Origin of the sequence: Bacillus sp. z60-11, from assembly GCF_046464135.1 — a bacterium.
Lineage (GTDB): Bacteria > Bacillota > Bacilli > Bacillales > Bacillaceae > Bacillus > Bacillus sonorensis_A.
Window position 1 is genome coordinate 495,216 of record NZ_JBIYSN010000003.1, and the last position, 10,472, is coordinate 505,687.

The 10,472-nt window shown below is 45.8% G+C and carries 12 protein-coding genes; 7 read left to right on the forward strand and 5 right to left on the reverse strand.

The features are described 5' to 3' along the window. The first annotated feature begins 231 nt into the window (after positions 1-231). Positions 232-675, forward strand: coding sequence for a YwnF family protein (locus ACINLD_RS12285; protein WP_026589051.1), 444 nt, complete (start codon positions 232-234; stop codon positions 673-675). A 41-nt stretch (positions 676-716) separates the two neighbouring features. Here ACINLD_RS12285 and ACINLD_RS12290 read toward each other — a convergent pair whose 3' ends face one another. Next, positions 717-1,214: a GNAT family N-acetyltransferase gene (locus ACINLD_RS12290; RefSeq protein ID WP_077736150.1), complete on the reverse strand. Its 498-nt coding sequence runs from the start codon at positions 1,212-1,214 to the stop codon at positions 717-719. A 202-nt stretch (positions 1,215-1,416) separates the two neighbouring features. On the opposite strand from ACINLD_RS12290, the gene ACINLD_RS12295 reads away from it, so the two are divergent. From ACINLD_RS12295 to ACINLD_RS12305, 3 genes are all read left to right on the forward strand, one after another. Further along, a complete protein-coding gene (locus ACINLD_RS12295) occupies positions 1,417-2,295 on the forward strand; it encodes a M23 family metallopeptidase (RefSeq protein WP_026589049.1) in 879 nt (292 codons plus the stop codon). A 136-nt stretch (positions 2,296-2,431) separates the two neighbouring features. After that, a complete protein-coding gene (locus ACINLD_RS12300) occupies positions 2,432-3,037 on the forward strand; it encodes an RNA polymerase sigma factor (RefSeq protein ID WP_077736043.1) in 606 nt (201 codons plus the stop codon). 12 nt (positions 3,038-3,049) lie between these two features. Further along, positions 3,050-3,622: an ATP-dependent Clp protease proteolytic subunit gene (locus ACINLD_RS12305; RefSeq protein WP_026589047.1), complete on the forward strand. Its 573-nt coding sequence runs from the start codon at positions 3,050-3,052 to the stop codon at positions 3,620-3,622. Positions 3,623-3,666: 44 nt separating this feature from the next. Here the strand turns inward: ACINLD_RS12305 and ACINLD_RS12310 are convergent, their stop codons facing one another. From ACINLD_RS12310 to ACINLD_RS12320, 3 genes are all read right to left on the reverse strand, one after another. Beyond that, on the reverse strand, positions 3,667-4,017 hold the full coding sequence (locus ACINLD_RS12310; RefSeq protein ID WP_003185936.1) for a P-II family nitrogen regulator: 351 nt from the start codon (positions 4,015-4,017) through the stop codon (positions 3,667-3,669). 19 nt (positions 4,018-4,036) lie between these two features. After that, positions 4,037-5,248, reverse strand: a complete 1,212-nt coding sequence (locus ACINLD_RS12315) for an ammonium transporter (RefSeq protein WP_026589046.1) — start codon at positions 5,246-5,248, stop codon at positions 4,037-4,039. Positions 5,249-5,397: 149 nt separating this feature from the next. Then, positions 5,398-6,696, reverse strand: a complete 1,299-nt coding sequence (locus ACINLD_RS12320) for a hemolysin family protein (RefSeq protein WP_077736044.1) — start codon at positions 6,694-6,696, stop codon at positions 5,398-5,400. Between the two features lie 165 nt (positions 6,697-6,861). On the opposite strand from ACINLD_RS12320, the gene ACINLD_RS12325 reads away from it, so the two are divergent. Beyond that, positions 6,862-7,803: a magnesium transporter CorA family protein gene (locus tag ACINLD_RS12325; RefSeq protein WP_026589044.1), complete on the forward strand. Its 942-nt coding sequence runs from the start codon at positions 6,862-6,864 to the stop codon at positions 7,801-7,803. Positions 7,804-7,868: 65 nt separating this feature from the next. Next, positions 7,869-8,279, forward strand: coding sequence for a CBS domain-containing protein (locus tag ACINLD_RS12330; RefSeq protein ID WP_077736045.1), 411 nt, complete (start codon positions 7,869-7,871; stop codon positions 8,277-8,279). A gap of 371 nt (positions 8,280-8,650) precedes the next feature. Here ACINLD_RS12330 and ACINLD_RS12335 read toward each other — a convergent pair whose 3' ends face one another. Then, positions 8,651-9,376 (reverse strand): YqjF family protein, encoded by a 726-nt coding sequence (locus ACINLD_RS12335; RefSeq protein ID WP_077736046.1) that lies wholly within the window; start codon positions 9,374-9,376, stop codon positions 8,651-8,653. A gap of 135 nt (positions 9,377-9,511) precedes the next feature. On the opposite strand from ACINLD_RS12335, the gene ACINLD_RS12340 reads away from it, so the two are divergent. Continuing rightward, positions 9,512-10,333 (forward strand): manganese catalase family protein, encoded by an 822-nt coding sequence (locus ACINLD_RS12340; protein ID WP_077736047.1) that lies wholly within the window; start codon positions 9,512-9,514, stop codon positions 10,331-10,333. The last annotated feature ends 139 nt before the right edge of the window (positions 10,334-10,472 follow it).

Sequence of the window (10,472 nt, forward strand, 5' to 3'; positions counted from 1 at the left end):
CCATGTTGAACCTCGCAAGACGGATTTGTTTTTATACATTCCATTTATATCAGTTACTCCCTTTTCAAGCAACTATCTCATGATATACGGATCAAAAACAGAAAAGTTTCTTTCGAAAAGGAAGATAAGGCAAAAAACTGTAAAACATGTTGGAACTAAGTTACGATATAAATATAGAAATCGGATTTATTACCGGAATAAGGTCTCTTAACGAATGCAGGAGGGATTTTTATGGATATTGAAACATTTAATCAAATGCCGGCCTTTATGAAGGAAGAATTGGATAATCTCAAGCGGGTCGCTGCCCCGATCTTAAAGAAGAGGCTCGTTTTTCTGTTTGTGGCCATTCCGCTGCTTTTGGCTTCGCTTATTTATCTCTCAACATTCTGGGGCCAGGTGTCTTTCGGAACGGAATCGTATATTAAAATCGGCATCGCCGCCATCGGCGCCGCTTTTGGAATGGCTTTGCTCAAAGAGTCGTCCCACCAAAAAAGAAATGTCCAGAAGACGGTGATGACCTATATTTTGGACCGGATGCAAAAAAGCGAAGTGCTTCCTGACGATCGGAAAAACCGCTATGTCCGGGCGGTCAAAGAAGAGCCGTTTACTGTGATGAGAAGCTTTTTGGAGTTTTTAAATGAAGAGGAAAACAGAAGACAGAGATTAGCTGAATAATGAAGGAAAGAGCTGTATCTCAGCTCTTTTTTTGTGTCCCGTCAGCTTTCATTTAGTTCTTTTCCGAGTATTTTCAAGTCGTACCGGTTCCCGTCCATTTCAGCGATCCCGGGGAAATGCCCCCATTCGGCAAACCCGTGCTTTTCGAAAAGCCTGATGCTCGGAGTATTGTGGGCAAAAATAAAAGCCATTAAAGAACGAATTCCCAGCTTAGACGCCGCTTCAAGCGCGATTTGCAATATTTTAGAACCCATCCCTTTTCCGCGGTGGGCTTCATGGAGGTAAATGCTGACTTCGGCGGTTTTGGCATAAGCGGGCCGACCGTAAAACGATTCAAAGCTGATCCAGCCGATCGTTTCCCCCGCTTCGTTTTCGACGATGTAAAGGGGACGTGCTTCGGTGTGGTTTAAAAACCAATTCATTTTTTCTTCCGGTGACACCGGTTCGATATCTGCCGTGACCATTCGAGAAGCGATTGTGGAGTTGTAGATATCGACGATTTCGGCAAGGTCTGATTGCTTGGCGATGCGTAATTTCATGCGCTCTGTCCTTTCTTCGTTTGAATTGATCATGAACATGAAATCGGCTCGTTGTCTATATCACGCCCCAATTTCATGTTCACCTCAGCCTTCGTTTTTGCATCATCATGAGGCTTTCTGAAAATACGAATCAGAAAAAAAGTTTTTTGTAAATGTATATATTTTCTGAAAAGTGTTCAGAATGTTGCTGAGGTGATGAGTTATGAAAGAGGAAGAAAAGAATCGTACTTCCAAAATCACAAAGCTACAACAGTTTTTTCGTAAACGCTGGGTATTTCCAGCCATTTATCTGAGCAGTGCAGTCGTTGTATTAACTGCCGTTCTCTGGTATCAATCTGCATCCAATAACGATGTGAAAGACCAGCTCACAGATGATGGCAACAAATCAGCATATGATAACCGTGATGACGCGGTAGAAGTAGGAAAACCAGTAGAAAATGTCGCGATGCCGGTTGTTGATTCTGAGAATGTTTCTGTCGTTAAAAAGTTTTTTGAAACAGACGCAACTAAAGAAGAGAAAGAAGCAGCACTTGTAAACTATAATAACACGTACAGCATGAGCAAAGGTATCGACTTGGCTGAGAAAGACGGAAAAACATTCGATGTTTCCGCATCTCTCAGCGGTACGGTTATCAAAGCTGCAAAAGACCCTGTACTGGGCTACGTTGTTGAGGTGGAACATGAAGATGGCTTATCAACGGTGTATCAGTCTCTTTCTGAAGTGAGCGTCAAACAAGGCGACAAAATTGAGCAAAATCAAGTCATCGGAAAAGCAGGCAAAAACCTTTACAATGAAGAAGGCGGAAACCACGTTCATTTTGAAATCCGCAAAGACGGAGTGGCATTAAACCCGCTGAACTTCATGGACAAGCCGGTTTCAAGCATTGAAAAAGCAATCGAGAAACAGGCTTCTGAAGAAGTGAAAGAGCCTGCACAGCCTTCTGTTGAAGAAAAAGCAAAAACGGATGAAAAAGCCAAAGAGCAAAAAGATGACAAAGACGGAAAAACGAAACGTGAAGATTCTTCTGAGGGCTCAGAAACCCAAGATGAGACCCAGAAAGAAGATACAAACCAGCAGTAAACCATATGCGGTTTTAGCGCCTATCATCATGATAGGCGTTTTTTTTTTGCTACAATATGTTAAAACCCCGTATCAAATCTGCGGAGTCATCCGTTTATTAAAGTAAGAGGCCTCTTTAAGGAGTGTGAATTCATTCATGAATGAGTTAAATCAAAAAGCGCTGATGAAGTACTGTATGAAAATCACCGGCGACAAATGGGATGCCGAAGATTTGGTTCAGGATACATTCCTGAAATTAATGGAAATCAATCAAACAGACGCCTCACATGCTTATCAAAAAACGGTGGCGAAGCATAAATGGATCGACAGGCTCAGAAAAAGAAAGCGGGAGTGCTTTCTCTCGCCTGAGCATCCGTTATCCGAGCCGACAGAAACGATCAAAGCGGCCGATGAGTTCGAGCATTTGCTGAAAAAGCTTTCAGATGTCCTGACGCCGAAGCAGTTAACCATTTTTTTGCTCAAGGATGTCTTTTCCTTTCAGCTGCACGAAATTGCCGAAGCGCTTAATAAACCCGAATCGTCCGTCAAATCGCTTTTATTCAGGTCACGCCAGCGGCTGAAAGGCCTTTCTAAAGATGAAATTCAAAGGGAGGCGGCAGAAGAGGATCACGAATACGGCAGGCTGCTCGTTCAGGCGGTTTTGTTCCACAACCCCGATTTTCTGCTTGAATATGCGAAAAAGACTTGGCTTTCCGGGGCTTCAGAGCCGTCTTGCCAAAGCATGCTGAGGTGTGCTGCCTAGGAGGTAAAGGCAATGAATACCATTCCTTATGTTATTGAAAAAACAGCGGCGGGAGAAAGGTCATACGATATTTTTTCAAGGCTTCTCAAGGATCGCATCATTATGATCGGCTCGGAATTTTCGGATGACCTGGCCAATCGCGTCACCGCCCAGCTGCTGTTTTTGTCAGCGGAGGATGATGAAAAGGATATTTCGATTTACATCAACAGCCCGGGAGGCTCAACATCGGCCGGCTATGCAATATTGGACACGATGGAATATGTGAAGCCGGACATCCGCACCATTTGTGTGGGAATGGCGGCTTCCATGGGAGCGATCCTCTTGGCGGGCGGAACGAAAGGGAAAAGGTATGCCCTTAAAAACAGCGAAATCATGATCCATCAGCCGCTCGGCGGTGTTAAAGGGCAGGCGACCGACATGGAGATTTCGGCAAGGCGGATCATCAAGCTGAAGGAAAAAATACAGCTGTTTTTCCATGAGCGGACGGGTCAGCCTATTGAAAAGTTAAAAGCCGACATGGAACGCGACTATTTTATGGATGCGGATGAAGCGAAGGCATACGGCATCATTGATGACATCCTGTAACACAAGCAAAGCTCCCGGGTCATGTCTCGCCCGGGAGCTTTGCTTTATAAAGCGTCAGGACCTTCTTCGCCTGTACGGATGTTGATGGTGTTTTTGATTTCGTATATGAAGATTTTGCCGTCTCCGGGCTCTCCGGTTTTCAGGACGTTTTGCGCCGTCTCGGCCACTTTTTCGACGGGCACCTTGCTGACGACGATTTCGACTTTTAACCTTTCATATACATTGCTTTCGCGTTTGACGCCGCGGTATAGCTCTGTATGTCCTTTTTGCAGACCGCAGCCGTGGACATTATAAAACGTAATTGAAGTGACTCCGATTTTGGCCAGCTCCGTTTTCAGCTTTTCAAAGTTTGTAGGACGAGTTACAATTTCCACTTTGTACATTTGACCGCTCATACCATCACTCCTTGACAAATTAATCTTGATACGCTTTTTCGCCGTGCATCGTCAGATCAAGGCCGAGCGTCTCCTCATCCTCTGAGGCACGGAGTGTAAAGATGATACCGACTACCTTAATAATAGCGTAAGTCACGATTGCGACAAACAAATATGTTGCACCAATGGCAATCAGTTGTTTCCACAGCAGGCTGACATTTCCGTAGAAAAGTCCGTCGGCTCCCGCCGGATTGACTGAAGTTGTGGCAAACAGGCCTGTCGCAATCCCGCCCCAGGTTCCGCCGATGCCATGAAGCCCGAAGGCGTCAAGTGCGTCATCATAACCGAATTTTTCTTTTAGGAAAAACACACCCCAAAAACAGACGGCTCCGCCGATCAAGCCGATGCAGACGGATGAAAAAGGCGTGACAAACCCTGCACCCGGCGTAATCGCCACAAGTCCGGCGATCGCTCCCGAAACGGCTCCGAGCATTGTCGGTTTTTTATTGATCAGCCATTCCGCCAAAACCCAGCCGATCAAGCCCGCGGCCGCCGCTGTATTGGTGTTGATAAAAGCCGTCATGGCGACCTCATCAATCGTCAATGCGCTTCCGACGTTAAAACCGAACCATCCAAACCAGATCAGCGCAGCGCCCAGCAATGTCAAAAGCAGGTTATGAGGCGCGGTGTCGCTGATATTTTTTCGTTTGCCAAGCGCGATCGCGACGATCAGGCCGGCGACACCTGATGTGATATGAACGACGTTTCCTCCGGCGAAGTCGATCGCTCCGAGCTCGGCAAGCCAGCCGCCGCCCCATACCCAATGGGCGACAGGAGAGTAGACGAACACGACCCACAGCACGGAAAAAAGGATGAAGGCCGGAAAGCGCATCCGTTCAGCGAAGCTTCCGGAAATAATCGCCGTCGTCAGAACGGCAAACGTCAACTGGAACATCATATAGAGCGTATGCGGGATCGTTTCCGAGTAATCTGGATTCGGATCAAATCCGACTCCGTGTAAACCGATCCATTCCAAGCCGCCGATCAAAGGGTTTCCCGGAGCAAAAGCGAGAGAATATCCGAATAGAATCCATATCAGTGAGACGATGGCAATCGATGATAAGCTGTGCATGACAGTGCTCAGCACATTTTTGCTTCTGACCAGGCCTCCGTAAAATAAAGCGATGCCCGGCGTCATCAGCCACACGAGCAGCGCGCAAAAGAACATAAATACTGTATCCCCCATCTGCATGTATCATTCCTCCGTAGTAGTTCAAATTCTTTTATTCTTTCATTATAGTGACTAAAGAAAGATAACATGATGACTATGTTAGATTTCCTCACATGGTTTTTAGGGAGAAAAGCAGATAGGGCGGGGGCGAATAAAATGAATCGCCGGATTCATGCCACTTTTGTCACTTCAATCCACACGATCCGACGGCCGTCCATTTCTTTCACTTTAAAAAGGTACCCTTCACTTTCGATTTCGGTTCCGGGCCTGCTTTCGATGTTTTGTGTGAGAAACCAGCCGCCGATTGTATCGATTTCATCATCAGTTAAATGAATCCCAAGCAGATCGTTTACATCCTTGACCAGTACCTTGGCGCTCATGATGTAATAATCTTCTTTGAGTTTGCGAATATCGGATACTTCCTCTGTATCAAATTCATCACGAATATCACCGACAATTTCCTCCACAATATCCTCGATGGTCACCAGGCCTGATGTTCCGCCGTATTCATCCAAAAGAACCGCCATGTGGATTTGTTCTTTCTGCATTTTAACGAACAGCTTGTACACGGGAACAGTTTCAATGGCGTAGATGACGGAATGGATATAAGGTTTTAGCTGCTCGGCTTCCATAGTGAACTCGCCTGCAAGCTCCGCCAGAAGCAGTTCTTTTATATTGATCATTCCGACAATGTGGTCTTTGTCCTTTTGCATGATGGGGAAACGGGTATGCTTGGTTTGTTTGATCAGCCGTTTCACGTTTTGTATCCCGTCTTCCAGGGATAAGACGTTCATTTCATTTCTCGGCACCATGATTTCCTTAGCCATTCGCTCATCAAATTTGAAAATATTGTTCACATATCTCCATTCATTTTGGTTGATCTCTCCGCTTTGATAACTCTCTGACAGGAGTGTTCTCAGTTCTTCCTCCGTGTAGGCCAGCTCATGTTCTCCGGCCGGCTTCACTCCGATAATGCCGGTGATCATGCGGGCCGAATGATTGAGCAGCCATATAAACGGAAACATGATTCGATAAAACCAAGTCATTGGTTTAGAAAACAGAAGTGTCACGATCTCGGCTTTTTGAATGGCAACGGTTTTAGGCACCAGTTCTCCAATGACGACGTTCAAGTAAGTGACGGATAAAAAAGCGAAAAGAAATGAAAAAATATGCGTCGCCGGCTCATTCAAACCGAGTGCAGTCAAAAGGGGATGCAATAAGCTTTGCATCGTCGGCTCACCAAGCCAGCCGAGACCGAGCGCCGTCACTGTGATGCCGAGCTGACAGGCTGACAAATATTCATCAAGGTGTGAGGTGACTTCTTTGGCAGCAAGCGCGCCCCTTTTTTTCTGGATGACCAATTGGTCGATCTTTGTTCGTCTGACCTTAACGATGGCAAATTCAACCGCCACGAAAAATCCCGTCAAAGCAATTAAAACGGCTACAGCGATCAGCTTCAAAACTTCCAATGCCAGGCCTTCTGAAAAAAAGAAGGCGCACACCTCCTTTTCTATGAAAACATCATACTCGCTACATTCCACCTCCTCACACATGGCAAACATGTTTATTTGTGCAAAAGGCGGGCAAAGACATATAAAGCAAATGGGCTGGATTTAAGAGGAGGGGATCAGAAGATGAGAGTATTTCAGGGAGATGGCTGGACATGGTATCAGCTTGGCCCTCACGAAAAGGCAGAGGCACAAGGGCTGATTCGATCCGATCACTGGCCGGGATGCCGGAAATGGTTTCAAGGCGTTCCTTCAACCAATATCAATTGCTTGGATCTCAATGTTGCCGCCAAAGACAGGGAAGCCCTTTACGGTTCTTATATTTATGATCAGGAACCAGAAGAGGAGCAGGACCGCTCAGCTTTTCATTTTTATTTAACAAAAAACTATTTTTTCACGATGAATTTAGATTTCTCCGTTTTCGCAGAGGTCAGCCTCCAGCGGTTGCATGAACAATTGATGAGATGTCATGATGCAGCAGAAGCGTTTTTAGTGTTACTGGGGGAATTAATGAGAGTGTATTTGCATGAGCTTGAGCACTTTGAAGTGCAGCTTGAAAAATTAAGATGGGGATTTCACCATGATAATAACAAAAGCATCATTGAACTCATTCATCAGCGGCGCCATGAGCTGTTGATCATGAGAAGCTTGATTTTATCTATGAAAAAAATCGGAATGGGCATCAAAGAAGCATTTTTATCAAAGGATTTCGCTGCCATTGAACAACGCCGCACCTTTTGCAGGATCGACAGAGGCATTGATTTGATCAAAGAATATGCAAATGAAATCAATTATTTGCTTCATTCCGAAGAAGTGGTGACTTCCCATCGTGGGAATGAGATCTTTAAAGCTCTGACAATCTTTACGACGATCTTTACACCGATGACGGCATTCGGCGCTCTTTGGGGGATGAACTTTGAAGTCATGCCTGAACTATCATTAAAATACGGCTACTTGTTTTCGCTGATTCTGATTTTTTTATCGACCGTTCTTGTCTATTTATATTTGAAAAAGAAGGGCTGGACAGGTGATTTATTAAAAGACAAAAAAAGAAAGGACGGCTTTTAATATGTTTAATCTCCGTTTTTAGCGGATAAGCACATACTAAACCGCTGATAAAGGAGGAAGCCGAAATGAAACTGAAGGATATCATGACAACCGCTGTCGCATGCTGTGAACCATCTGCATCCGTAACAGAAATCGCAGGCAAAATGCGTGATCAAGAGGTTGATTCAATCCCTGTTTGCGAAAATGAAACATTGTTGGGGATCGTTTCAGACCGTGATATTGTGATCAGATGTGTAGCAGAAAACGCCATCGATGCATCGGCCGAAGATGTGATGAGCACTGAAATGGTCACAGGCCATTCTGACATGTCGGCTGAGGAAGCCAGTGATCTGATGGCAAAACACCAAATTCGCAGACTGCCCATTGTTGAAGAGGGACGCTTGGAAGGGATTGTCGCGTTGGGCGATCTTTCCGTAACAAATGCTGCGGATGAGAAAGCCGGGAAGGCATTAAGCGACATTTCAAAGCCCGCTTAAGCCGTAAGGAAGCAGTCTAGGAAGGCCGAGCATCGGAGCAAACTTTCACAGGATGTGATGACGGCGGCGTTCAGGCAGGACGCCTGCGCAATTAGCCGCCGAACCTCGTTATCATCCGTGAGCACCGACTTAGCAGGTCTGACAATGAATGCGAGGGTTTGTCGATACGCTGAAGGAAGAGTATTTTACTCTTCCTTTTGTAATAAATGCAAGATCGGCATTCATCTGGAGGTTTTTTGTTAGTCATGAATCAATAAATAATTTGCCTGTCTTCTGCGTTATTTTTTATGTAGAATTTAGTGTTTCTTTTAACCCCTCTTGATATGGAGTAGCTGGTATTTCACTATTCGGCTTTCTTTTCAATCCCATCACTAAACCCCTTGAAGCGCCCAAAATAAGACGTGCTGCTTTTTAGCGTAATGAAGGAGCGGGGCGGTATGAGGCAATACGAGATCGCTCGCTGCCGCCGCTGTATTTTGGTGAAATTCTGCTTCGGCCTCTTGAAGCGTCCATTGCGAATGGTGGATGTCTTCATAGTAGATCCGGCGATTGTGTGCAGTGTACAGCCGGTATCTTTCCGTCAGCCAGTATTCGAGCGTTCCTTTTTGGGCGCTGAAGGGATCTGACAGCGGACCATAGCTGGTGTGAAAGACAGCTTTTGCATCAGACCTTCTGCTGAAGAATCGAATCCGGCTGTCTTCTTTGTTAAAGGCAATGTCTGCGTGAAAATATGGCAAATGGAAAAAATGCCTCGCGCTCAAGGCGGCTAAACGTGATCCGGCATCAAGACTGAAAAAATAAACGCCTGGTACACCTTGATATGTGACATATGTTCGGATATTCACCTCAGGAAATCTGCTGATGACAGGAATGGGCGGCAAAAAGCGGGCCCGCAGATCTGTCAGCAGAAAAGGCAGAATGCCGATCCAAGCCTTTCCGTTCAACGTCTCCAGCTCCAAGGCCGCCGGTACTTTCCCGCGAATGGCCGCAGGTTCAACAGGCCAATGAGCGAACAATACATCGTTCCACGTCTGTGCCATTATCCAGGACCCTTTCGGGAGCGGAAAGGGCCGATGTGAAGTAGTTGTGATCGTCATCTAAAAAACGCTCCTTTTTCTTTTATTATGCTTAAAACATCCATCTGCAACACATTCACGGCATACTGTAACGTTTGATGATCAGCCTCTCCGGTTAAATCAAAAACAGCCGCATAAATAAGGGGAGTGATTCATTTGTTCAAACATACGAAGGTTCTGCAATACCCGGCTAAGCCTGAAAGGCCGGACCCTGTCTTCGCAAAGAAAATGCAGGAGATTCTCGGCGGCCAATACGGCGAAATTTCCGTTGCTATGCAGTATTTATTCCAGGGCTGGAATACGAGGGGAAATGAAAAATACAAAGACTTAATCATGGATACCGCCGCTGAAGAAATCGGGCATGTCGAAATGATTGCGACGATGATTGCACGCCTGCTTGAAGATGCCCCCGTTTATGAACAGGAGGAAGCGGCCGAAGATCCTGTGATCGGTTCAATCATGAGCGGCATGAACCCGCATCATGCGATCGTTTCGGGTCTCGGGGCCATGCCGGAAAACAGCACGGGCGTTCCATGGAATGCAGGGTATATTGTGGCGAGCGGCAATCTTCTTGCCGACCTGCGTGCAAATGTCAATGCAGAATCACAAGGCCGCCTGCAGGTCGCCAGGCTCTATGAGATGACGGATGACAAGGGTGTAAAAGATATGCTCGGCTTTCTTTTGGCAAGAGATACAATGCACCAAAATCAATGGCTGGCTGCGATCAGGGAATTGGAAGAAAAAGAAGGTGTCATTGTGCCGGGCACGGTTCCAACAGAATATGAGAAGGAAGAATTTGCACACACTTTATACAATTTTTCAGATGGAGAAAAAAGCGCACAGTTTGATTGGCTGAAAGAGAATGCACCGGACGGGAGGAAATTTCAATATGAGAGCGCTCCGGTCGCTTACGGAGATCAACCGGACCTGAAACCTGCTCCAAAACAAAGCCACAATACGCCTGACTATGGAGAATAAAAGAGCCGAGGGCTCTTTTCAGACTGTCGAGAAAATCTCGACAGTCTTTTATTTTTTCCTTAAATCATCCATTTCTTCATTTTATAATAAAGAAAAGGACTTAAAAGGAAGGTGTTTTGCTAATGTTCTACACCAGAAA

Bases quoted from the DNA above. Each gene is read 5' to 3' on its own strand.
- ACINLD_RS12295 (WP_026589049.1), top strand. From the start codon at position 1,417: ATGAAAGAGGAAGAAAAGAATCGTACTTCCAAAATCACAAAGCTACAA.
- ACINLD_RS12330 (WP_077736045.1), top strand. From the start codon at position 7,869: ATGAAACTGAAGGATATCATGACAACCGCTGTCGCATGCTGTGAACCA.
- ACINLD_RS12325 (WP_026589044.1), top strand. From the start codon at position 6,862: ATGAGAGTATTTCAGGGAGATGGCTGGACATGGTATCAGCTTGGCCCT.
- ACINLD_RS12290 (WP_077736150.1), bottom strand. From the start codon at position 1,214: ATGAAATTACGCATCGCCAAGCAATCAGACCTTGCCGAAATCGTCGAT.
- ACINLD_RS12285 (WP_026589051.1), top strand. From the start codon at position 232: ATGGATATTGAAACATTTAATCAAATGCCGGCCTTTATGAAGGAAGAA.
- ACINLD_RS12300 (WP_077736043.1), top strand. From the start codon at position 2,432: ATGAATGAGTTAAATCAAAAAGCGCTGATGAAGTACTGTATGAAAATC.
- ACINLD_RS12335 (WP_077736046.1), bottom strand. From the start codon at position 9,376: ATGACGATCACAACTACTTCACATCGGCCCTTTCCGCTCCCGAAAGGG.
- ACINLD_RS12315 (WP_026589046.1), bottom strand. From the start codon at position 5,248: ATGCAGATGGGGGATACAGTATTTATGTTCTTTTGCGCGCTGCTCGTG.
- ACINLD_RS12310 (WP_003185936.1), bottom strand. From the start codon at position 4,017: ATGAGCGGTCAAATGTACAAAGTGGAAATTGTAACTCGTCCTACAAAC.
- ACINLD_RS12305 (WP_026589047.1), top strand. From the start codon at position 3,050: ATGAATACCATTCCTTATGTTATTGAAAAAACAGCGGCGGGAGAAAGG.